The organism is Microcella alkalica (assembly GCF_014137945.1).
In the GTDB taxonomy this organism is placed as follows: Bacteria; Actinomycetota; Actinomycetes; order Actinomycetales; family Microbacteriaceae; genus Microcella; species Microcella alkalica.
The window spans coordinates 398,748-419,805 of the sequence record NZ_JACGWX010000002.1; the positions used below are offsets into that span (position 1 = coordinate 398,748).

Genomic DNA, 21,058 nt, shown 5'->3' on the forward strand with positions numbered 1-21,058 from the left:
TGGAACCCCGTGGCGAACACTTCCGACCAGGGCCCTGCATCCGACCGAACCGCGAAGACGACGAAGCACATCTTCGTGACCGGGGGTGTCGTCTCCTCGCTCGGCAAGGGCCTCACCGCCGCGAGCCTGGGCAACCTGCTCACCGCGCGCGGTCTGCGCGTCGTCATGCAGAAGCTCGACCCGTATCTGAACGTCGATCCGGGAACGATGAACCCGTTCCAGCACGGCGAGGTCTTCGTGACCGACGACGGCGCCGAGACCGACCTCGACATCGGGCACTACGAGCGCTTCCTCGACATCAACCTCAGCCAGGCCGCGAACGTCACGACCGGTCAGATCTACTCGCAGGTCATCGCGAAGGAGCGCCGCGGCGAGTACCTCGGCGACACCGTGCAGGTGATCCCGCACATCACCGACGAGATCAAGCGCCGCATGCGCCTGCAGGCGCAGGACGACCCGCAGCCCGACGTCATCATCACCGAGATCGGCGGCACCGTCGGCGACATCGAGTCGCAGCCCTTCATCGAGTCGGCCCGTCAGGTGCGCCACGAGCTCGGCCGCAAGAACGTGTTCTTCGTGCACGTGAGCCTCGTGCCGTTCATGGGCGCGAGCGGCGAGCAGAAGACCAAGCCGACGCAGCACTCGGTCGCGGCCTTGCGCTCCATCGGCATCCAGCCGGATGCCCTGGTGCTGCGATCCGACCGCCCCGTCACGAGCTCCAACCGTCGCAAGATCGCGCTCATGTGCGACGTCGAGGAGGCGGGCGTCGTGAACGCGGTCGACGTGTCGTCGATCTACGACATCCCCTCCATGCTGCACAGCCAGGGCCTCGACGCGTACATCATCGACCAGCTCGACATCGAGGCGGGCGAGGTGCAGTGGGACGGCTGGCGCGAGCTGCTCACCGCGGTGCACGAGCCCAAGCGCGAGGTGACGATCGGCCTGGTCGGCAAGTACATCGACCTGCCAGACGCGTACCTGAGCGTCACCGAGGCGCTCAGGGCCGGCGGGTTCGCGCACCAGGCGAAGGTCGTGCTGCGCTGGATCGCGAGCGACGAGTGCGAGACTCCCGAGGGTGCGGCGAAGATGCTCGGCGACGTCGACGGCATCTGCGTGCCGGGCGGCTTCGGCGTGCGCGGCATCGAGGGCAAGCTCGGCGCGCTGAAGTTCGCTCGCGAGAACAAGATCCCCACGCTCGGCCTGTGCCTGGGGCTGCAGTGCATGGTCATCGAGTACGCGCGCAACGAGGTGGACCTGCCGGGCGCATCCTCGACCGAGTTCGACCCCGAGACCGAGTTCCCCGTCATTGCGACGATGGCCGAGCAGGTCGACATCATCGCCGGCGGCGACCTCGGCGGCACGATGCGCCTGGGCCTCTACGAGGCGAGGCTCGCGCCCGGGTCGATCGTCGCCGAGGTGTACGGTGCCGAGGTCTCGCACGAGCGGCACCGCCACCGCTACGAGGTCAACAACGCCTACCGCGAGCAGATCGCCGCGGCGGGCCTGCAGTTCTCGGGCACGAGCCCCGACGGCACCCTCGTGGAGTACGTCGAGCTGCCGCGCGAGGCGCACCCCTACTACGTCGCGACGCAGGCCCACCCGGAGCTGCGCTCGCGCCCCAACAACGCCCACCCCCTCTTCGCCGGGCTCGTCGGCGCCGCGATCGAGCGCCAGCTCGCGAGCCGGCTGTTCGACGACGAGGCCGCGGCCGAGGCGTGAGCGCGACCGGGGCCGCGGGCGTGCACGGCGCCGCGGACGAGACGGCCGCCGACCTCCTGGCCGACGCGGCGCACTCGGTCGAGGTGCTCGACTCCGACGTCGCGTTCGACGGCAAGGTGTGGGATATCCGGCGCGAGCGCTTCGCCTACGGCGAGGTGACGCTCGTCCGCGAGTTCATGGAGCACCCGGGTGCTGTCGCCGTGCTCGTCATGGACGAGGCCGGGCGCGTGCTGCTCATCCAGCAGTACCGCCACCCCATCCAGGCGCGCGACTGGGAGCTGCCGGCGGGCCTGCTCGACGTCGAGGGGGAGGACCCCCTCGTCGCCGCCCAGCGCGAGCTCGCCGAGGAGGTCGACCTCGTCGCCGAGAACTGGGAGACCCTGCTGACCCTGCACACGAGCCCCGGCGGCTCGGACGAGGTCATCACCGTCTACCTCGCGACGGGCCTCTCGCCCACCGAGGAGGTCTTCGCCCGCGAGGCGGAGGAGCTCGACATGACCCTGCGCTGGGTTCCGCTCGACGAGGCGGTCGACGCGGTGCTCGCCGGCCGCGTCCGCAACGGCATCATGATCGCCGCGGTGCTCGCCGCGCAGGCCCGGCTCACCCGCTCGTGACGCCGGGTGCCGCGATCGCGGGGGATGCCCCTCCGGCGCTCGTGCGCGCGATCGAGACGTATGTGAGGCACATCGCCCTCGAACGCGGGCGCAGCCCGCACACCGTGGCGGCGTACCGCCGCGACCTGCTCCGCTACGCCGCCTTCGTCGGCGGGCTCGGGCGCGAGGAGCCCGCCGACATCACGAGCGCCGACGTCGCGGCCTTCGTCACCGAGCTGCGCGACCCGAGCGGGCCCCTCGACGAGAGCGGAGCGGCTCCGGCCCCCGTGAGCGCGTCGAGCGCCGCGCGCATGCTGTCGAGCGTGCGCGGGTGGCACCGCTTCCTCGTCGAGGAGGGCATCCTCGTCTCCGACGTCGCGGTCGATCAGAAACCGCCCCGTCAGCCCAAGCGACTGCCGAAGGCGATCTCGATCGCCGACGTCGAGCGGCTGCTCGAGGCGTGCGCGGGCGACGACCCGCTCATGCTGCGCGACCGCGCCCTGCTCGAGCTGCTGTACGCGACGGGCGCCCGTGTGAGCGAGGCGATCGACCTCAACGTCGACGACGTGATCGGCGACGCCGCGCGCGTCGGCACGGCCGTGCGGCTCTTCGGCAAGGGTCGCAAGCAGCGCATCGTGCCGCTCGGCCGGTATGCGCAGGAGGCTCTCGACGCCTATCTCGTGCGGGCGCGTCCGCTCGTCGCGCCGCGCGGGGCGGCGACGCCGGCGCTCTTCCTCGGCGCGCGCGGGGCGCGGCTGAGTCGGCAGTCGGCGTGGCTCGTGATCCGCGCCGCGGCCGAGCGCGTGCACCTCGACGTCGAGCTCTCGCCGCACACCCTGCGCCACTCGTTCGCGACGCACCTCATCGAGGGCGGCGCGGACGTCCGCGTGGTGCAGGAGCTCCTCGGCCATGCGAGCGTCGCCACGACGCAGATCTACACGCTCGTCACCGCCGACGCGATGCGCGAGGCGTGGGCGCTCGCTCACCCGCGCGCGCGGTAGCGGCGACTAGGGCGTCGGTTCGGACGACGGGGGCGTCGGCCGGTCGATGAGCCGGGCATCCCCCGTCGGACCCCATTCGATGATGAACTCGTCCCCGTCGACGAACAGGAACGGGCGCGGCGCGCTCAGCGGGACGAACCCGCGGCGCGCGACGTCGTCGATAAGCATGCAGCCCTGCACGGTGCCGACCGTGCCCGGGGTCGACTCGACCGACAGGCAGACGACGTCATCATCGCCGAAGAAGCTCGCCTCCGAGCCGGCGCTGCGGTAGGCCCAGATACGCTGCCCGGTCTCGCGGGTGCGGCTGGGCGCCTCGAGCAGCAGTCGCACGTCGATGTCGTTCTGCGTGGCGCTGAAGATGCCGTCGGCGGCGAGCTGCTCCTCCTTCTCGCGCTCGACCTCGGTCGCGGGGCGGTCGAAGACGGCGAGCGAGGGCTCACCCGGCATCGTGAGCGCGACGGTGCCGGCCGCCGACACGGCGAGGATGCCCGTGAGGGCGAGAGCGCGGAGGGCCGGCCCGCGTGCCGCGCCGTCGATCACGGCTCGACCCGCACGAGCTCGCCGCTCGGCAGCCACCGAGCCCTGACGCCGTCGCTCAAGACCTCGATCCCCTCGACCGCGAAGCGCTCGGCGGTCGTGCAGCCGCCGCCATTGCTCTCGCGGTCGGCGATCCACAGGCAGAACGTCGGGGCATCCCCGAGGCGCCCGATGGAGTCGTCGTCGGCCGAGAGCAGCCCGACGTACTGCACGCCGTCGATCTCGGCGAGCAGGAGCGGGCCAGCGATCGTGTCGGGGGCGTAGTTCCAGATGAGCGCGTCGGCGGGGGTGGGGTCGGCCTCGAGCGCGGCCAGTGCGAGGATGCCGAGCGCTCGCACCTCATCGAGCGTCACCGCGCCCTGCTGGAGGACCTCCAGGCTCGGCGTCCCCTCGGGCGACCACGAGAATTCCACCGAGAACGCCCCGTCGTCGTACGCGCCCTCGAGCCCCTCGCTGCGGAAGACCTCGTCGCTCGTGCACGTCTCCGCCGTGAAGAACGCCCCGTCGACGACGATGCCGCCGCACACCTCGACGATCGACTCGCTCACCCACTGCCGGTAGACGATGAGGCGCGGGTCGCGCGAGGGCTCGCCGAAGACCACGGGCCCCGACACGATGTCGATGCCCCGACCCTCGAGCTGCGTGCGCACGGTCTCGTCGGCGAGATCCCACTGGCCCGTCGCGTCACGCTGCGGCGGCTGGTCGCCTTCGAAGTCCGCGAACGCGGGCGGCGGAGCGGTGAGGGCGATGTGCGCCGCGACGAGGATGCCCGTGAGGATCACGAGCGCGCCCGCTCCGATCGCGGCGTCCCGCCGCTCCGACCGGCTCGAGCTGCGCAGTCGTGCGAGCACCACGGCGCTCGCGGCCGCGAGCCAGGTGCGTTCATCGTCGGGGTCGTCGGGGTCGTCCTCGGCGGGCGGGCCGCCTGGGGGCCGCGCAGGTCGAGCGACCGACGGCGGCGGTGCCGGAGGTCGAAGGGCGGCGAGCTCCGCGGCCGCGACGGCGGCATCGGCGACCGACGCCTCGTCGCGGGGCCGGGCGAAGGCGCGTCGCTCGAGCTCCCGACGTCGTGCCGCGTCGAGCTCGCCCTGCTCGCTCACCCGTGCGCCTCCTCGGGCCCGTCGCCCGGCTCATCCGACGGATCGTCGCCCGGCAGCGTCGGCGGGTCGATGAGCCGCGCGTCGCCGGTCGGCCCCCACTGGATCACCCGGAGCTCGCCCTCGACGACGAGCGACGGGCGCGGCTGGTCGAGCGGCACGAAGCCGCGGCGCGCCGCGTCGGGCTCGAGCATGCACCCGCCGTAGTCGCCAGGGCCGGAGGAGAACGACTCGAGGAGCAGGCACACGTAGTCGGCGCCGTCCGGAGTGCCGAGCCGCGCGCCGTCGATCCGGAGAGCCCACACCCGCTGCGCGTCCGCCTCGCCGCGCGTGCGGCTCGGCGCCTCGAGCAGCAGTCGCGGCGCCACGTCGGCGTCGAGACCGAAGTAGTCGAGGCGCGTGAGCTCCCCGAGCTTCTCGACCTCGACCTCGGTGGGCTCCCGATCGAACACGGCGAGCGACGGCTGCGGCTCGGTGACGATCGCCACGGCCGTGAGCGCCGCTCCGATGACGAGGAAGCCCGCGGCGACCGCGACCCGCCCGCCGCGGCTCAGGGGGCGGCGGGGTCCGCGCCCCGGCTCGGGCTCCACGTCGATCAGGGGCTGCGCGCCGATCGCGGGGCGCGCGTCGGGTTCGTCAGGCGGTGGGAGCTCTGCCGCGGTCGCCGGCGGCGGCGCGGTCGACGCGGCGGGCGCAGGGGCGGCGGGGTGGGCATCCGGTGGCGGGTCTGGGAGGAGCCGGTTCGGGTCGAGGCGCCCGTACAGCGCGCGGGCGCGATCGCGGGCGTCGTCGTCGATCACGGGAGGCCCGCGTCGAACGCGCCGGAGGCATCCCAGTTCGCTAGGAGGCCGTCGCTCACCTGGAGCTCGATGCCGTCCTCGAGGAAGAGCTCGGCGCGAGCGCACGCACGCGTGCCGCCCTGCCCGCTCGACGCGAGCAGGCAGAACTGCGGACGGTCATCGCCTGGCTGCCACATCGCGTCCTGACTGCGGACGAGAGCGCCGACGAAGATCCAGCCGTCGACCTCGCCGAGCAGGAGGGGGCCTGCGAGCGCACCGCCCGGGTCGAGGAAGACGGCCTGGGAGAGCGGGACGTCCTCGGCGACCGTCTCGAGCGCGTCGAGGGCGGGGATGCCGAGGGCGCGGATCTCCTCGACGGTCTCCGCCCCCTCCGTCGAGTCGACGATCGAGTGCGCGCCGTCGGGCGACCAGGAGTAGTCGAGCCGGAAGCCGTCGCGCTCGAAGGTGCCGACGACCCCCTCGGCGCGGAAAGACTGCTCGGAGACGCACGTGGTGTGCATCGGCCAGGCGCTCTCGGCGACGATCGTCGCGCACACCTCGGTGAGGGAGTCGCTGATCCACTCCCGGTAGACCGCGAGCCGCAGAGCATCGTCGCGCTCGCCGAACACGTGCGGACCGCTGAGCAGGAGCGCGCCTCGCTCGCGGAAGGACTGGTCGATCGTCACGACGCCGGCGGGGGCGCGTTCGTTCTCGGGCGCCTGATCGGCGAAGTCGAAGATCGCGTAGGCGGGCGGGGGAGCGACGGCCGTGGCGTGGAGGACGCCGCCGACGGTCGAGGCGAGGCCGAGCGCGAGAGCGGAGGCGCCCGCGCGGCGGAGGTCGCGGCGCGTCAGGCCGCGGGCGCAACGGACAGCGCGCGCGGCGAAGGCCGTGGCGGTGGCGGTGAGGCGCTCGCCGAGGGTGGGCGGGAAGTCGGGGTCGTCCTCGGGCAACTCGCCGGGGTCGACGGACTGCGCGATGCCGGCGATCCGCACCTCCGTGTCGATGGGGGTGAGCGCGCGGAGCCGGGCGAGCTCGGCGGCGGCCGCGGCCGCGTCGGCCGCCCCGCCGCGCGAGTTCGGACGCGCGAAGGCGCGCCGCTCGAGGTCGCGCAGTCGTTCGGCGCTCGCCGCGAGCGCGGCCGCGGGCGCACCCGCGGGGGCCGGCGCGCCCACCGCCCGCGGTGCATCCTCCCTCATGACGATCAGTCAATCCCGTCGCACCCGGTGACGCAACGAGGGGCCCGTTGCCGAATGCAGGCACTAGGCCGATCCGTGAGAGCTCGACGCGAGAGGAGAAGCCGTTCGCCGTCTCAAGTGCCTGCATTCGGCATGGCGCCAGCGCCAGACACGCGGCCGCGCAACACCGCCCACCGACCCGCCCCGCGCGCGGCCCGTCGCGCGGCCCGAACGGCCTGTGCTCAGTAGACTCGGGCGCTATGAGCGGCAAGACGACGACGGGCACCGAGCTGCCGGGCATGACCGCGAGCCCCGGCGAGAAGAAGGGCCCCACCGGGCGCCCCGCTCGCGTCTTCGACGAGCCCGCTCCGCTCGACCAGCACGGCCCCGCTCGCATCATCGCCCTCTGCAACCAGAAGGGCGGCGTCGGCAAGACGACGACCACGATCAGCCTCGGCGCGAGCCTCGCCGAGTACGGCCGCCGCGTGCTCGCCGTCGACTTCGACCCGCAGGGTGCGCTCTCAGCGGGCCTCGGCATCGAGAGTCACGACGTCACCACCATCTACGACCTGCTGCTCGGCCGCGAGAAAGACCCCAAGGCCGCCATCCAGCAGACGAGCGTGCCGGGCTTCGACATCATCCCGGCCAACATCGACCTGAGCGCGGCCGAGGTGCACCTCATCAACGAGGTCGCCCGCGAGCAGATCCTAGCCCGCGTGCTGCGCCCGGTGCTCGGCGACTACGACGTGATCCTCGTCGACTGCCAGCCGAGCCTGGGTCTGCTGACGGTCAACGCGCTCACCGCGGCGCACGGCGTGCTGATCCCGCTCGAGTGCGAGTACTTCGCCCTCCGCGGCGTCGCGCTCCTGGTCGAGACGATCGAGAAGGTCCAGGATCGCCTGAACCCCGCCATCCAGCTCGACGGCATCATCGCCACGATGTACGACCCGCGCACGCTGCACTCGCGCGAGGTGCTCGAGCGCGTCGTCGACGCGTTCGGCGACCGCGTGTTCGAGACGGTCATCGGCCGCACGGTGAAGTTCCCCGACGCGTCGGTCTCGGGCACGCCCATCACGAGCTACGCCCCCGAGCACCCGGCCGCGAAGGCCTACCGTCAGTTGGCCCGAGAGCTGATCGACCGTGGCGCGGTCGCCTGAGCCCGAGGCTCCGGCGACACCGACCGACGTGGCGGCGACGGATGCTCCCGCCGGGTTCCGCGTCCATCTCGCGAGCTTCGACGGACCGTTCGACCTCCTGCTGAGCCTCATCAGCAAGCGCGAGCTCGACATCACCGAGATCGCACTGAGCGCGGTGACCGACGAGTTCCTGACCTATCTGCGCGAGCTCGACGGGCCGGACGAGCTGGAGGAGGCGAGCGAGTTCCTCGTCGTCGCGGTCACGCTGCTCGACTGGAAGATCGCGAGCCTCCTGCCGCAGGGCGAGCTCGTCGACGCGGAGGACGTCGCGCTGCTCGAGGCGCGCGACCTGCTCTTCGCCCGCCTGCTGCAGTACCGCGCGTTCAAGCAGTCGAGCGGCTGGTTCGCCAGCCGTCTCGAGGCCGAGGCCGGCCGTCACGCACGGAGCGTGCGCCTCGAGGATCGCTTCCGCGAGCGCACCCCCGAGCTGCGCTGGACGACGAGCCTCGACGACTTCGCCGCCCTCGCCCTGCTCGCCTTCACGCCGCGCGAGATCCCCACGGTCGGCCTCGACCACCTGCACGCGCCGCTCATCTCGATCCGCGAGCAGGCGGCGCACGTCGTGAGCCTGCTGCGCCGCGGCGACCCCGTGACCTTCCGCCAGCTCATCGCCGGAGCCGATCAGAAGGGCGTCATCGTGGCGCGCTTCCTCGCGCTGCTCGAGCTGTATCGCCATTCCGCGGTCGGCTTCGAGCAGCTCGAGCCGCTCGGCGAGCTCACCGTGCGCTGGACGGCGGAGAACTGGAGCGATGAGAACCTCGTGAACCTGGGAGCCGATTATGGCCAGTGAGACCCGCACCGACACCGCGACCGAGACCGCACCGCAGCTGGACGGCACCGACGTCGAGAGCGCGCCCGCGGGCATCCCGCAGGGGGTCGATGTGGCCCGCGCGCTCGAGGCGATCCTCATGATCGCCGATGAGCCGCAGAGCGTCGTGGGCCTCGCGGCGGGCGTCGGCCGACCGGTCGCGGATGTCCGTGCCGCCCTCGCCGCGCTGGTCGCCGATTACGACGGCGAGGCCGGCGGCCCCCGCCGCGGCTTCGAGCTCCGCGAGGTCGGCGGCGGCTGGCGGCTGTATGTACGTAATGAGTACGACAAAGTGGTGCTTGACTTCGTGCACACGCAGAGCCCGGCGAAGCTCTCGCAGGCGGCGCTCGAGACTCTCGCCGTCATCGCCTACAAGCAGCCGATCAGCCGGGGCGCGATCGCCAGCATCCGCGCGGTGAACGTCGACTCGGTCGTGCGCACGCTGCTCGGCCGCGGTCTCATCACGGAGGCGTTCACCGACTCCGAGACCGGGGCGATCCACTACGCGACGACCGAGCTGCTGCTGACGCAGCTCGGCATCAACTCTCTCGATGAGCTGCCGCCGATCTCGCCGCTCCTCGACGACGGCAGCAAGGGGTTCGACGATGTCTGAGATCCACCCGTGGGATGTTCCCGCGCACGACCGCGCGGGCGACAGCCCCACGAGCGAGCGCCTGCAGAAGGTCATGGCGGCGGCGGGCGTCGCCTCGCGCCGCGTGAGCGAGCAGATGATCATCGCCGGCCGCGTGAGCGTCAACGGCGTCATCGTCGACGAGCTCGGCGCCCGTATCGAGCCTGGATCGGATGAGCTCGCGGTCGACGGCGTCGTGATCCAGCTCGACCAGACGAAGCGCTACATCATGCTCAACAAGCCGAGCGGCGTCGTGAGCACGATGAAGGACGAGAACGGACGCCCCGACCTGCGGCAGTACACCGAGAAGTACGAGGAGCGCCTGTACAACGTCGGCCGCCTCGACGCCGAGACGAGCGGCCTGCTGCTGCTCACGAACGATGGCGACCTCGCGCACGTGCTCGCGCACCCGAGCTTCGGCGTGGAGAAGACGTACATCGCGCAGGTGCGCGGCACCGTCTACCCGGCGACGATCCGGAAGCTCCTCGCGGGCGTCGAGCTCGACGACGGCCCGATCGCCGCCGACAAGGTGCGTGTCATGGGCGAGCCGAACGGCGGGCGGAGCATGGTCGAGTTGACCCTCCACTCCGGCCGCAATCGCATCGTGCGACGGATGCTCGCCGCCGTCGATCATCCGGTGGAGGACCTCGTCCGGCGCCGCTTCGGCCCCCTCAATCTCGGCACCCTGCCCGTCGGGCGCACGCGCGAGCTCTCAACCGCGGAGCGCGGCGCACTGCTCACCCTCGCCCGAGACGCTCGCGCCGCGCGCGCTCGCGAGACGGGCTCGGCGGCGGAGGACGGCGAATGAGCGACCGCCGCCTCCAGCTCGACGTCCGCGTCGTCGGCGCGGGCCTGCTCGGCACGAGCATCGGCCTCGCGCTGAGCGAGAAGGGCGTCGACGTCTCCCTCGACGACCTGTCGCCGACGGCCGTCCGCCTCGCCGTCGACTACGGCGCCGGGCGCCCCGCGACCGCCGACGACCGCCCCGGCCTCGTGATCGTCGCGGTGCCGCCGGATGTCACGGCCCGCACGGTCGCGCACGAGCTCGCCGCGCATCCCGACGCCCTCGTGACCGATGTTGCGAGCGTGAAGGCAGGAATCCTGCGCGAGCTGCGTGTGCTCGGCGCCGACGTGAGACGCTACCTCGGCACCCACCCGATGGCGGGGCGCGAGCGCGGCGGCCCCATCTCGGCGCGCGCCGACCTCTTCCTCGGCCGCCCGTGGGTCATCGCCGGCCACGACGGGATCAGCTACTCGCGCGCCGGTGCGATCGAGGATCTCATCCTCGACCTCGGCGCCGTGCCCGTCGAGATGACGGTCGACGAGCACGACGCGAGCGTCGCGATGATCAGCCACGTGCCGCAGCTCGTCTCGACGATCATGGCCGCGCGACTCGCGGCCGCGACCGATGGCGCAGTGGGCCTCGCGGGGCAGGGCGTGCGGGATGTCACCCGCATCGCCGGGAGCGACCCGGGGCTGTGGGTGCAGATCCTCGCCGCCAACGCCGACCCGGTGGCCGCGATCCTGAAGCGGGTGCGCGACGACGTGGACTCCGCGATCGAGGCGCTCGAGCATCCCGATGCCCCCGGGTCCCGCCGCACGATCGCCGACCTCATGGGCGCGGGCAACGCCGGAGTCGCGCGCATCCCCGGCAAGCACGGCTCGACCCGCCGCTATGCCCAGCTGGTCGTCATGATCGACGACACCCCCGGCCAACTCGCGCGCCTGCTCACCGAGATCGGCGAACTCGGCGTCAACATGGAGGATCTGCGGCTCGAGCACTCGCCGGGCGCGCAGGTCGGCTTCGCCGAGGTGTCGGTCGTGCCCGAGGCGGAGGCTCCGCTCATCGCGGCCCTCACCGGGCGCGGTTGGCGCATCGCCGGCGCGAGCTGAGCGCCCTCTTCCCGTTCCCCCGACCCCAGGAGACGCAGTGACCGACCTCATCGTGGCCGTCGACGGCCCCGCCGGCAGCGGCAAGTCGAGCGTGAGCCGCGAGGCCGCCCGCCGCCTCGGCTTCGGCTACCTCGACACGGGCGCCGCCTACCGCGCGCTCGCCTGGCACTGCCTCGACGAGGGCGTCGACGTCGAGGATGCCCGTGCGGTCGCCGAGCGCGTCGCCGACTTCGATTACGCGATCGGCACCGATCCCGACTTCTACTTCGTCCGCGTGGGCGGCGAGGAGATCACGAGCGACATCCGCGAGCCGCGCGTGACGGCGGTCGTGAGCGCGGTCGCGCGCGTTCCGGAGGTGCGGCAGGGGCTCACGGAGCTCTTCCGGCGCATCGCCACCGACAGCGACCGGGCGGGCATGATCATCGAGGGGCGCGACATCACGACGGTCGTGGCGCCGGATGCTCGGGCCCGCGTTCTGCTGACGGCGAGCCCGGAGGCTAGAATGGCCAGAAGGTCGGCCGAACTGGGCAGTGAGCCGACCGAGTCGACAGCGCAGCAGCTCGCCTCACGCGATGCGCAGGACCTCAAGGTCGTCGACTTCATGAACGCCGCCGCGGGTGTCACGACCCTCGATTCCACCGAGCTCGACTTCGAGCAGACGGTGCAGGCGTTGATCGATATCGTGCGCGCCGCTCCTTCCGCCTAGGGGAGGGGGCGCGGAACACGCCTCGCCGGTGGGCGAGGAGACAGTGGGAGGATCCCATGACCGCCGACCAGAACACCCCCGATGCCGTCTCTGACGACGACGGCGACGCCGAGTACCCGCAACTGAATCAGGAGGCGGCCGAGCAGGTCGCCGCGCGCCTGGCCGAGCTCGACGACGACCTCGCGCTCGCGCGGGCGGAGTCGCTGCGCAAGGGTCTCGCCGACTACGACCTCGACGAGGACGACCTCGATCTGCTCGAGAGCGCCGAGCTCGGCGAGGACGGCATCATCACGCTGCCCGCTCTGCCGGTGCTCGCGATCGTGGGCCGGCCGAACGTCGGCAAGAGCGCGCTCGTGAACCGCATCCTCGGCCGCCGCGAGGCCGTCGTGGAGGACACCCCGGGTGTCACGCGCGACCGCGTCACCTACAAGGCCGAGTGGAACGACAAGCGATTCACCCTCGTCGACACGGGCGGGTGGGAGCCCGACGCGACGGGCATCAACGCCTCGGTCGCCGCGCAGGCGGAGGTCGCCGTCGAGCTCGCCGACGCCGTGCTGTTCGTCGTCGACGCCATCACGGGCGCGACCGCGACGGACGAGTTCGTCGTGAAGATGCTTCGCCGGTCGAAGAAGCCCGTCATCCTCGTCGGCAACAAGATCGACGACACCCGCCAGGAGCCGCTGACGGCCGAGCTGTGGGGCCTCGGCCTCGGGCAGCCGTGGCCGACGTCGGCCGTGCACGGCCGCGGCGTCGCCGACCTGCTCGACCACGTGCTGACGGTGCTTCCGGAGGTCTCGGCGGTCGCGAAGCAGGAGTTCGGCGGCCCGCGGCGCGTCGCCCTCATCGGCCGCCCGAACGTCGGCAAGTCGAGCCTGCTCAACAAGGCGGCACGCGAGGAGCGCGTCGTCGTGAACGAGCTCGCCGGCACGACGCGCGACCCGATCGACGAGCAGATCGAGCTCGGCGGGAAGATCTGGAACTTCGTCGACACGGCCGGCATCCGCCGTCGCGTGCACCTGCAGCAGGGCAGCGACTTCTACGCCTCGCTGCGCACGGCTGCGGCGCTCGAGAAGGCGGAGGTCGCGGTCGTGCTCATCGACGTGACCGAGCCGGTGAGCGAGCAGGATGTCCGCATCATCGAGCTCGTCCTGCAGTCGGGCCGCGCGCTCGTGCTCGCGTTCAACAAGTGGGACCTGCTGGATGACGAGCGCCGCCGCTACCTGGAGCGCGAGATCGACCAGGATCTCGCGCACGTGTCGTGGGCGCCGCGCGTCAACATCTCGGCCCGCACCGGCCGTCACCTCGAGAAGCTCGTCCCGGCCCTCGAGCTCGCGCTCGAGTCGTGGGATACCCGCATTCCGACCGGCAAGCTCAACGCCTTCGTCGCCGAGCTGACGCAGGAGCATCCGCACCCCGTCCGCAGCGGCAAGCAGCCGCGCATCCTCTTCGCGACGCAGGCGTCGACGCGCCCGCCGACCTTCGTGCTGTTCACGACCGGATTCCTCGACCCGCAGTACCGCCGCTTCATCACCCGCCGCCTGCGCGAGGTGTGGGGCTTCGAGGGCTCGCCCATCCAGGTCAACATGCGGGTTCGCGAGAAGCGCCAGCGCAAGTAGGTCGCGCTCCGTCGCGCTGTCGGCGGCGCGCTTTCCTCGGGGGCTCGTCGGGTGCCCTGCGGTCGCCCTTTCCCTGTGTGCTTTTCGAGGCACATGCCCCGTTGGGCACTCACGCTTTTTTCGACGACGGATCGCTCTGCCGGCGACGCGAGCCGGCGTACTCCGCTCAAACCCGGCGAGCCGCCAATTCCGAGGCGGCGACCAGCCGACTCAGACGCGGCGCGCGGCCGCGAACTCCGTGATCACTCCGCGGCCGGGCGGCGTGGCGAGCACCGAGTCGGGCGCGCGCCCGGCGAGGCCGGGGAACCCCGCCGCCTCGAGCAGCTGATCCTCGAGCGACAGCAGCGTCGCCTCGACGAGCGGCCACGGCTCGTGGATGTTGCGCGCGTGGATCGTGCGCCCGAGGTGCCGCTCGTGGAACCCCCACCGGTCGGTGAGGAACCGGCTGAGCGGGGTGTCGACGGGCGACTCCGCGACGCGGGCGCGGATGCGCGTCGTCGGGCGGTCGACGAGCGGGTGGGCGGCTCCACCGGCGAGGCGGTGACGTCGGCTGCGGTACTCGAGCTCGTCGCCCGACACGGTGAGCGAGGCATCCGCCCACTGATAGGGGAGCCCGAACAGCGCGCGGGCGGCGAGCACCGGCGCGAGGTGCTGCGCCTCGAGCGAGCGGAAGACGACGCCGCGATCGCCCGCCGCATCGACCGAGTAGGTGCGCACGTTGATCTCGATGAACGTTCCGACGCCCGGGACCGGCGGCAGGGGCAGGAACTGGTGCCGGCCGAGCACGAACGGGATGAGCCCGACCCACGCGCTGCCGTCGAAGACGTCGGGGCGCGTGCCGGCGGGGAGGAACGGGGCGACGAGGTCGGGCTCGACGCGCCAGTGGAGGAAGATGAAGTCGCTCCAGCGCTGGCGGATGATCGCGCGCCCCGGCAGCGGCGGCGCCGGCGGGTCGGCAGGCGCGGGCGGGCGGGGCGAGGGGTCGGGCACGGATTCATTCTGCTCCCGGCACCCGAGCGCAAGCCCCTGCGCGGTCGGGTTCTCGTGCCGTAGCGTCGCGAGGATGGAGATCGCCACGTCATTCGGTACGGCCGCGCAAGCCTACGAGCGGGCGCGACCCGGTTATCCCGCCGCAGCGATCGAGTGGCTCCTGCCGCGCCAGGGCGCCATCGTGCTCGACGTCGGCGCCGGCACCGGCAAGCTCACCGCTCAGCTCGCCCGAGCCGGCCACGCCGTGCGCGCCGTCGACCCCGACCCGACGATGCTCGCGACCCTGGCTCGGCGTCTGCCGAGCGTCGCGACCGCCGTCGGCACCGCGGAGGACCTTCCCGTCGACGACCTCTCCGTCGACGCCGTCACCTTCGGCCAGTCGTGGCACTGGGTCGACCCGACGCTCGCCACGCAGGAGGCCGCGCGCGTGCTGCGCCCCGGCGGCCGCCTCGGCCTGTTCTGGAACATCCGCGACGAGACGGTGCCGTGGGTGAAGGAGCTCAGCGGCATCATGCACTCGAGCGCCGCCGAGCGCCTGCTCACCGAGGGCATGCCCGAGATCGGCGCCCCGTTCACCGCGCTCGAGCACGCCGCGTGGGAGTGGACGGCGACCCTCACGATCGCGGGCCTCATCGATCTCGCCGCCTCCCGCAGCGACGTCATCGCGATGGACCCTGACGAGCGCGAGCGGGTGCTCGCGGAGGTGGGCGCGCTCGGCGCGCGCGTCGCGACCGCCGACGGCGACATCCTCATGCCGTATCGCACGCACGCGTTCCGCGCGCTTCTCGCCTGAGCTCCCCGATCGTCCTCGCCGATTCGCAGGATTCCCGCCGTAGCCTGAGCACCATGTCGACCCCGCCCTCCGCCGCACCCGACGGAGCCGCGCGTCGCACCCCGCCGCCGCTGCCGCCGCCGCACCTGCGCGACCCGGGCGACGCGTGGGTCGAGGGCCCCGACGGTCAGCGCTTCTGGGGCCGCTTCGGCGCCGCGGGTCTGCTCGCGTGGCACCCCGAGGCGGGCATCCTGCTGCAGCACCGCGCCGAGTGGTCGCACCACGGCGGGACGTGGGGGATCCCGGGCGGCGCACGCAAGCTCGATGAGTCGGCCGCCGATGCCGCCCTGCGCGAGTCGAACGAGGAGGCCGGCGTTCCGCTGCACGCGGTCAGCGTCCTGTTCGAGAGCGTCGTCGACCTCGGATTCTGGTCGTACACGACGGTCGTCGTGCGGGTCGACGAGCTCTTCGAGCCGGTCGTCGGCGATCTGGAGAGCCTCGAGCTGCGCTGGGTCGCGATCGAGCAGGTGGATGCTCTGCCCCTGCACCCCGGATTCGCGAGTTCATGGCCCGCCCTCCGGGGGCAGCTGCCCGGCGTCTAACCCGGCGCCGAGCCCTGCTAGTGCGGCGGCAGAAGGGCGAGCATGTGCTCGGTGATGAGCGGCGCGACGGGGGTGGTCGCGAACTCGACCGGGTGCATCCAGCGCACGTCGTCGATCTCGGCGGCCGCCACGCACGGCTCGGTGATGACGGCCCGGAAGACGTCGGCGACGAGCGTCGTCGCTGGTTCGTTCGCGGCGGCGGTCGTGAAGCGCCCGAGCGACTCGAGCGCGGCGACGGGCACGTGCACGCCGAGCTCCTCGAGCAGCTCGCGGCTGAGCGTCTCGGCGGGGGTCTCGCCGGGCTCGGGTTTGCCGCCGGGCTGCATGTGGACGGACGTCCCGCGCTTGCGGACGACGAGCAGCCGGCCGACGTCGTCGACGACGAGCGCGGCCGAGACGTGGATGACCGGCCTCATGCCGCTGGCCACCACGGCGGCTGCACGGCGCGCCAGCGGCGCAGCAGCAGCGCACGGTCGCGCGGCTCGGGGTCGCGCAGCCAGTCGGTGATGACGGCGACCGTGGTCGCGGCGAGGGCGGCGGCGACGGTCTCGGCGAACCGGTCGGGGTCGTCGTCGATCGCGGGAGGCGTGAGCGCGCCGTGCTCGATGAGGAGCGCGATCGAGTGGGCGAAGTGCTCGGCGAGCATCGCGCCGAGGCCGGAGGTTCCGGCGGCGAGCTCGCGCGCGTAGACGGGGGAGTGCCGCTCGACGTGGGCGAAGACCTCGTCGGCGGAGGAGCCGATCGCGGCGACGATCGTCTGCGGTGTCGCGGGCTCGATGACTCGGTGGCGGATCTCGTCGAGCTCGGCCCGCAGCGCGCTGCGCAGGAGGTCGGCGGGGTCGGCGCCGTGCTCGTAGATCGTCGAGCGGTGGACTCCCGCGGTGCGCGCGAGGGCCGCCCCCGTGATCGCCGACGCGGGCGAGGTGCGCGCGAGCTCGAGCACCGCCGCGTGCAGCCGGTCGCGCGACCGCACCCATCGCGGGTCGAGCCCGACGGGGGTCGTCTCGGCCGCGGTCATGCGGCTCATCGTATCCGTCAGCTGTCGGGGAATAGCCCCGCGAGAGCGCCGGTTGCAGTAACCGACACCTGTCGAATAAACCGCCGGAGGCGCGACCGACCTCGCCCACCCGGCCGAGCCATGGGAGTGATCATGAACCGCCTCGAGAACCGCACCGCCCTCGTCACGGGAGCCGCGAGCGGCATCGGTCGCGCTACCGCGCTGCGCCTCGCCTCGGAGGGCGCGCGCGTCGTCGTCGCCGACCTGCAGGACGACAAGGCGGCCGCCGTCGTCGCCGAGATCGAGGCCGCGGGCGGCACCGCGGTCGCGCTGAATCTGAACGTGACCGACGAGGCCAGCTGGGCCGCGGGCATCCGCGCGACGGTCGAGCGCTTCGGCGGCCTCGACTTCCTCGTCAACAACGCAGGCATCGGCGACACCGTGCCGCTCGAGCAGAGTACGACCGACGAGTACCTGAAGGTCGTCGCGGTCACGCAGAACAGCGTCTACTTCGGCCTCAAGGCCGCCGCCGAGGCGCTCAAGGCGAGCGGCCACGGCGCGGTGGTGAACGTCTCGTCGATGTTCGGCATCGTCGGCGGCTTCGGCACCTCGCCCGCCTACGCCGCCGCCAAGGGCGCCGTGCGCACGCTGACCAAGTCGGTCGCGCTCGGCTGGGCGACGGAGGGCGTGCGCGTCAACTCGATCCACCCGGGCTTCGTCGACACGCCGATCCTCGGCGAGACCGACCGCTCGATGCTCGCCCAGACCACCCCCATGGGCCGCATCGCCCAGCCGGAGGAGCTCGCCGCGGCGATCGCCTTCCTCGTGAGCGACGACGCGTCGTTCATGACCGGCTCCGAGCTCGTCGTCGACGGCGGCTACACCGCCCGCTGACGTCGAGGCCGGGGGCGCATCCGCTGCCCGTGTCGGTGCGAATCCGATCAGTGGATGCTGCCCCCGGTGACCTTCGCATCGGTCGCCGTCTGCACCGCCGTGATGATGGCGAGGCGGATGCCCCGCTCGAGCTCGTCGATCGTCATCGTCGGCACGCTCGATCCGGGCGGCACGAGGTCGGGCGTCGCGGGCACGTGCATGAACCCGCCCCGCAGCCCCGGATTCCGCTCGACCGCCCCGCCCACCAGGTACGCGACGTGGTTGCACACGAAGCTGCCCGCCGTGAGCGACACGCTCGCCGGCAGCCCCACCTCGGTGAGCGCGGCGACGATGGCCTTGACCGGCAGCGTCGAGAATCGAGCAGCGGGCCCGTTATCGTCGATGGCCGCATCGATGGGCTGATCGCCGTCGTTGTCGGGGATGCGCGCGTCGTCGAGGTTGATCGCGACGCGCTCGGGCGTGATGCCGCTGCGCCCGTCCGCGAGCCCCAGCGCGATGACGACGTCGGGAGCGTGCGCCGCGATCGCCTCCATGAGGGCAGGCCCGGATGCCCGGTACGACACGGGCAGGACGACCCCACGTACTTCGACCCCCGCCTCGGCGAGCTCAGGCTGAGGAACGCTGACGAGCCGGCGCACGACCTCACCGCTGGGGTTGGATGCGGCCACCGCGAACGCCTCGAACCCGGTCACCAGCACGCGCGTGTTCTTCACCCGCCCAGCCTTGACGGCGCTCACTGAATTTCCCCAGTTCTGCTCATCGAATCTCCCCACTCTGGGTCGCTCCGCCGCATGAGGCGGGCCTCCCTGGATGCTGGTGGTCTCTGAACACACACCAGCCCAGGAAGGCCCTGTTTCTCATGCTCTCAGAGAGGAGCAGCGTGGACATCCACGCTCTGCAGCGGCAGGGGGTGACGATCAGCGAGATCGCCCGCCGCACGAACCACGACCGCAAGACGATCCGCGCCTACCTCGCCGGTGAGCGCCAACCTGGAGTCCGCCAGCGAGCTTCGCCGGACCCGTTCGATGGGTTCGTCGACTACGTCGCGGCCCGGCTGACCGAGGACCCGCACCTCTGGGCGGTGACGCTGCTGGACGAGCTCGCCGCGCTCGGCTACGCCGGCTCGTACCCGACGCTCACGCGGCAGATCCGTGCTCGGGGGCTGCGGCCAGCGTGCGTCGCGTGCGCGCATGTCACGAGGCGGGCGAACGCGGTCATCGCGCACCCGCCGGGCGAGGAGACGCAGTTCGACTGGGTCGAGCTGCCGGACCCACCGGCGGGCTGGGCGTTCCCGGGCAAGCGCGCCTACGCGCTGGTCGGCTCCCTCGCCCACTCGGGCGTCTGGCGGGCGGTGCTGTCGCCCTCGATGGACCTGCCGCACCTGCTGGCCGCGATGACGGCCGTGCTGGGCCTGCTGGGCGGGCTCACCCGCGACTGGCGCTTCGACCGGATGCGGACCGTGCTCGATCCCGCCTCGGGCGATCTGACGGCGCAGTTCGCCGCGTTCGCGAAGCACCACGGCGTGCAGGCGGTCGCCTGCCGGCCCCGCTCCGGCAACCGCAAGGGCGTGGTGGAGAAGAACAACCACACCGCCGCGCAGCGCTGGTGGCGGACCCTGCCGGACGAGACGACCCTCGAGCAGGCGCAAGCGTCCCTCCAGGCGTTCGCCCAGCGCCAGGACGGGCGCAAGCGCGAGGGCTCGGCCGGGACGACGACCGCGGCCGCGATGTTCGCCGCCGAGCGGCTGCGGCCGCTGCCTTCGGCGCCGTTCCCGGTGGTCGTCACCGAGCAACGCACCGCGACCCGGCAGGCGCTGATCGACTGGCGCGGCAACCGCTACTCGGTCCCGCCGGAGCTGGCCGCGGCGCGCGTGCACGTCCGCTGGCGGCTGGCCGCGGACACGATCGACATCGCCACCGCCGCCGGCACCGTCATCGCCCGCCACCGGCTCGCCGAGCCCGGGCTGGGCGTCACGATCCGCGACACCGGCCACGTCACCGCGCTCGAGACGATCGCGCTCGCCTCGGCCCCGCCCGGACGACCCCATCGTCGCAAGGAGCGCATCCCGCCCGGCAGCGCGGCGCTGCGCGCCGCCGGCATCCTCACCGGCACCGCCGGACCCGTCTCGACCGTCATCGACCTGGCCGCCTACGAGCAGGCCGCGAAGAACAGGAACACCCTCCCATGACCACCCACACCCACACCACCACCGCGACGGCGGCGAGCGTCTATCAGCAGCTGCGCGGCCACCTGGCCGAGCTGAAGCTCGCCGACGCCGCCGAGGCTCTCCCGTCCGTGCTGGACCAGGCCAGCGCCGAGGGCTGGTCGCTGACGCAGGCGCTCGAGCGGCTGCTGCGCGTCGAGGTCACTGCCACCGACGCGCGCCGCCTCGCCGGCCGTCACCGGTTCGCGAACCTCCCCACCGGCGCCACCCTGGCCGACTTCGACCTCGACGCAGCCTCCGGCATCGACCGGTCGCTGCTGGCCGAGCTCGGCACCTGCCGCTACCTCGAGACCGCCACCAACCTGCTCCTCATCGGCCCGCCCGGCGTCGGCAAGACCCACATCGCCACCGGCCTCGGCCACGCCGCCGTGCACGCCGGCTACCGCGTCTATTTCACCTCCGCCGCCGACCTCGCCGCCCGCTGCCACCGCGCCGCGATCGAGGGCAAGTGGTCCACGATGATGCGCTTCTTCGCCGGCCCGACGCTGCTGATCATCGACGAGCTCGGCTACCTGCCGCTGCCCGGCGAGGCCGCCTCCGCCCTGTTCCAGGTCATCAACCAGCGCTACCTGAAGACCTCGATCGTGATCACCACGAACCGGCCCGTCGGAGCCTGGGGCGAGGTCCTCGGCGACACCACCGTCGCCGCCGCCATGCTCGACCGGCTCCTGCACCGCTCCGTCGTCGTCACCCTCGACGGCGCCTCCTACCGGCTCCGCAACCACCACGCTGCCGCGGACGAGCTCCGCCGCGTCACCACCGGCACCAACCCGCGCTAACCTGACCCCGCGACCTGGGGAAGTTCGATGAGCAACTCTGGGGAAA

23 protein-coding genes are annotated in these 21,058 nt (G+C 72.5%); 15 read left to right on the plus strand and 8 right to left on the minus strand.

From position 1 onward, the window contains the following. Positions 1 to 9 precede the first annotated feature (9 nt). Genes pyrG through FHX53_RS06335 form a run of 3 tightly spaced genes read left to right on the plus strand, consistent with a single transcriptional unit; the run spans position 10 to position 3,313 of the window. Positions 10 to 1,719, plus strand: a complete 1,710-nt coding sequence (gene pyrG / locus FHX53_RS06325; RefSeq protein ID WP_182490485.1) for a CTP synthase — start codon at positions 10 to 12, stop codon at positions 1,717 to 1,719. Beyond that, positions 1,716 to 2,333, plus strand: a complete 618-nt coding sequence (locus FHX53_RS06330; protein WP_343050873.1) for an NUDIX domain-containing protein — start codon at positions 1,716 to 1,718, stop codon at positions 2,331 to 2,333. Before pyrG ends, FHX53_RS06330 begins: the two co-directional genes overlap by 4 nt. Beyond that, positions 2,330 to 3,313, plus strand: coding sequence for a tyrosine recombinase (locus FHX53_RS06335; RefSeq protein WP_182490486.1), 984 nt, complete (start codon positions 2,330 to 2,332; stop codon positions 3,311 to 3,313). The genes FHX53_RS06330 and FHX53_RS06335 overlap by 4 nt, the downstream gene beginning before the upstream one ends. 6 nt (positions 3,314 to 3,319) lie before the next feature. Here FHX53_RS06335 and FHX53_RS06340 read toward each other — a convergent pair whose 3' ends face one another. From FHX53_RS06340 to FHX53_RS06355, 4 genes are read right to left on the minus strand one after another with little or no spacing between them, the layout of a single operon-like run. Continuing rightward, the gene (locus FHX53_RS06340) at positions 3,320 to 3,853 is read right to left on the minus strand and encodes a hypothetical protein (protein WP_182490487.1); all 534 of its coding nucleotides are present in this window, start codon (positions 3,851 to 3,853) and stop codon (positions 3,320 to 3,322) included. Continuing rightward, complete coding sequence (locus FHX53_RS06345) at positions 3,850 to 4,950, minus strand: hypothetical protein (protein ID WP_182490488.1); 1,101 nt, start codon at positions 4,948 to 4,950, stop codon at positions 3,850 to 3,852. Before FHX53_RS06345 ends, FHX53_RS06340 begins: the two co-directional genes overlap by 4 nt. Next, complete coding sequence (locus tag FHX53_RS06350; RefSeq protein WP_182490489.1) at positions 4,947 to 5,747, minus strand: hypothetical protein; 801 nt, start codon at positions 5,745 to 5,747, stop codon at positions 4,947 to 4,949. Before FHX53_RS06350 ends, FHX53_RS06345 begins: the two co-directional genes overlap by 4 nt. Beyond that, positions 5,744 to 6,925: a hypothetical protein gene (locus FHX53_RS06355; RefSeq protein WP_182490490.1), complete on the minus strand. Its 1,182-nt coding sequence runs from the start codon at positions 6,923 to 6,925 to the stop codon at positions 5,744 to 5,746. Before FHX53_RS06355 ends, FHX53_RS06350 begins: the two co-directional genes overlap by 4 nt. Positions 6,926 to 7,203: 278 nt before the next feature. Between FHX53_RS06355 and FHX53_RS06360 the strand changes: the two genes are divergently transcribed. The 7 genes from FHX53_RS06360 (at position 7,204) to der (ending at position 13,754) form a co-directional block, all read left to right on the plus strand. Continuing rightward, positions 7,204 to 8,061 carry a ParA family protein gene (locus FHX53_RS06360; RefSeq protein ID WP_246335546.1) on the plus strand — a complete coding sequence of 286 codons (858 nt, stop codon included), beginning with the start codon at positions 7,204 to 7,206 and terminating at the stop codon, positions 8,059 to 8,061. Then, positions 8,045 to 8,890, plus strand: a complete 846-nt coding sequence (locus FHX53_RS06365) for a segregation/condensation protein A (RefSeq protein WP_182490492.1) — start codon at positions 8,045 to 8,047, stop codon at positions 8,888 to 8,890. Before FHX53_RS06360 ends, FHX53_RS06365 begins: the two co-directional genes overlap by 17 nt. Next, complete coding sequence (gene scpB, locus FHX53_RS06370) at positions 8,880 to 9,521, plus strand: SMC-Scp complex subunit ScpB (protein WP_182490493.1); 642 nt, start codon at positions 8,880 to 8,882, stop codon at positions 9,519 to 9,521. The genes FHX53_RS06365 and scpB overlap by 11 nt, the downstream gene beginning before the upstream one ends. Positions 9,522 to 9,594: 73 nt before the next feature. Continuing rightward, on the plus strand, positions 9,595 to 10,347 hold the full coding sequence (locus tag FHX53_RS06375) for a pseudouridine synthase (protein ID WP_246335547.1): 753 nt from the start codon (positions 9,595 to 9,597) through the stop codon (positions 10,345 to 10,347). Beyond that, complete coding sequence (locus tag FHX53_RS06380; RefSeq protein WP_182490495.1) at positions 10,344 to 11,432, plus strand: prephenate dehydrogenase; 1,089 nt, start codon at positions 10,344 to 10,346, stop codon at positions 11,430 to 11,432. The genes FHX53_RS06375 and FHX53_RS06380 overlap by 4 nt, the downstream gene beginning before the upstream one ends. Positions 11,433 to 11,469: 37 nt before the next feature. Next, on the plus strand, positions 11,470 to 12,138 hold the full coding sequence (cmk, locus tag FHX53_RS06385) for a (d)CMP kinase (protein ID WP_182490496.1): 669 nt from the start codon (positions 11,470 to 11,472) through the stop codon (positions 12,136 to 12,138). 56 nt (positions 12,139 to 12,194) lie between these two features. Further along, positions 12,195 to 13,754, plus strand: coding sequence for a ribosome biogenesis GTPase Der (gene der / locus FHX53_RS06390; RefSeq protein ID WP_182490497.1), 1,560 nt, complete (start codon positions 12,195 to 12,197; stop codon positions 13,752 to 13,754). Positions 13,755 to 13,964: 210 nt separating this feature from the next. Here the strand turns inward: der and FHX53_RS06395 are convergent, their stop codons facing one another. Beyond that, a complete protein-coding gene (locus tag FHX53_RS06395; RefSeq protein WP_182490498.1) occupies positions 13,965 to 14,744 on the minus strand; it encodes a DUF2071 domain-containing protein in 780 nt (259 codons plus the stop codon). A 73-nt stretch (positions 14,745 to 14,817) separates the two neighbouring features. Here FHX53_RS06395 and FHX53_RS06400 point away from each other — a divergent pair, with 73 nt between their 5' ends. Both FHX53_RS06400 and FHX53_RS06405 read left to right on the plus strand, forming a co-directional pair. Next, positions 14,818 to 15,537 (plus strand): class I SAM-dependent methyltransferase, encoded by a 720-nt coding sequence (locus FHX53_RS06400; RefSeq protein WP_182490499.1) that lies wholly within the window; start codon positions 14,818 to 14,820, stop codon positions 15,535 to 15,537. A 53-nt stretch (positions 15,538 to 15,590) separates the two neighbouring features. Next, positions 15,591 to 16,118: an NUDIX hydrolase gene (locus tag FHX53_RS06405; protein ID WP_182490500.1), complete on the plus strand. Its 528-nt coding sequence runs from the start codon at positions 15,591 to 15,593 to the stop codon at positions 16,116 to 16,118. A gap of 17 nt (positions 16,119 to 16,135) precedes the next feature. On the opposite strand, the gene FHX53_RS06410 is transcribed toward FHX53_RS06405, so the two are convergent. Further along, positions 16,136 to 16,534: an NUDIX hydrolase gene (locus FHX53_RS06410; RefSeq protein ID WP_182490501.1), complete on the minus strand. Its 399-nt coding sequence runs from the start codon at positions 16,532 to 16,534 to the stop codon at positions 16,136 to 16,138. Then, positions 16,531 to 17,136 (minus strand): TetR/AcrR family transcriptional regulator, encoded by a 606-nt coding sequence (locus FHX53_RS06415; protein WP_182490502.1) that lies wholly within the window; start codon positions 17,134 to 17,136, stop codon positions 16,531 to 16,533. The genes FHX53_RS06410 and FHX53_RS06415 overlap by 4 nt, the downstream gene beginning before the upstream one ends. A gap of 132 nt (positions 17,137 to 17,268) precedes the next feature. Here FHX53_RS06415 and FHX53_RS06420 point away from each other — a divergent pair, with 132 nt between their 5' ends. After that, positions 17,269 to 18,009, plus strand: a complete 741-nt coding sequence (locus tag FHX53_RS06420; protein WP_182490503.1) for an SDR family NAD(P)-dependent oxidoreductase — start codon at positions 17,269 to 17,271, stop codon at positions 18,007 to 18,009. A 47-nt stretch (positions 18,010 to 18,056) separates the two neighbouring features. Here the strand turns inward: FHX53_RS06420 and pcp are convergent, their stop codons facing one another. Further along, positions 18,057 to 18,722 (minus strand): pyroglutamyl-peptidase I, encoded by a 666-nt coding sequence (gene pcp, locus FHX53_RS06425; protein ID WP_182490504.1) that lies wholly within the window; start codon positions 18,720 to 18,722, stop codon positions 18,057 to 18,059. A gap of 167 nt (positions 18,723 to 18,889) precedes the next feature. Between pcp and istA the strand changes: the two genes are divergently transcribed. Further along, on the plus strand, positions 18,890 to 20,197 hold the full coding sequence (gene istA, locus FHX53_RS06430; protein ID WP_425488304.1) for an IS21 family transposase: 1,308 nt from the start codon (positions 18,890 to 18,892) through the stop codon (positions 20,195 to 20,197). Continuing rightward, entirely contained in the window at positions 20,194 to 21,012 is an 819-nt protein-coding gene (gene istB / locus FHX53_RS06435) for an IS21-like element helper ATPase IstB (protein ID WP_182490506.1), read from the plus strand. The genes istA and istB overlap by 4 nt, the downstream gene beginning before the upstream one ends. The last annotated feature ends 46 nt before the right edge of the window (positions 21,013 to 21,058 follow it).

Coding starts and splice junctions, on each gene's coding strand:
- FHX53_RS06380 (WP_182490495.1), top strand. CDS start 10,344: ATGAGCGACCGCCGCCTCCAGCTCGACGTCCGCGTCGTCGGCGCGGGC.
- istB (WP_182490506.1), top strand. CDS start 20,194: ATGACCACCCACACCCACACCACCACCGCGACGGCGGCGAGCGTCTAT.
- scpB (WP_182490493.1), top strand. CDS start 8,880: ATGGCCAGTGAGACCCGCACCGACACCGCGACCGAGACCGCACCGCAG.
- FHX53_RS06420 (WP_182490503.1), top strand. CDS start 17,269: ATGAACCGCCTCGAGAACCGCACCGCCCTCGTCACGGGAGCCGCGAGC.
- FHX53_RS06355 (WP_182490490.1), bottom strand. CDS start 6,925: ATGAGGGAGGATGCACCGCGGGCGGTGGGCGCGCCGGCCCCCGCGGGT.
- FHX53_RS06410 (WP_182490501.1), bottom strand. CDS start 16,534: ATGAGGCCGGTCATCCACGTCTCGGCCGCGCTCGTCGTCGACGACGTC.
- FHX53_RS06400 (WP_182490499.1), top strand. CDS start 14,818: ATGGAGATCGCCACGTCATTCGGTACGGCCGCGCAAGCCTACGAGCGG.
- FHX53_RS06415 (WP_182490502.1), bottom strand. CDS start 17,136: ATGACCGCGGCCGAGACGACCCCCGTCGGGCTCGACCCGCGATGGGTG.
- der (WP_182490497.1), top strand. CDS start 12,195: ATGACCGCCGACCAGAACACCCCCGATGCCGTCTCTGACGACGACGGC.
- FHX53_RS06375 (WP_246335547.1), top strand. CDS start 9,595: ATGGCGGCGGCGGGCGTCGCCTCGCGCCGCGTGAGCGAGCAGATGATC.
- FHX53_RS06405 (WP_182490500.1), top strand. CDS start 15,591: ATGTCGACCCCGCCCTCCGCCGCACCCGACGGAGCCGCGCGTCGCACC.
- FHX53_RS06360 (WP_246335546.1), top strand. CDS start 7,204: ATGACCGCGAGCCCCGGCGAGAAGAAGGGCCCCACCGGGCGCCCCGCT.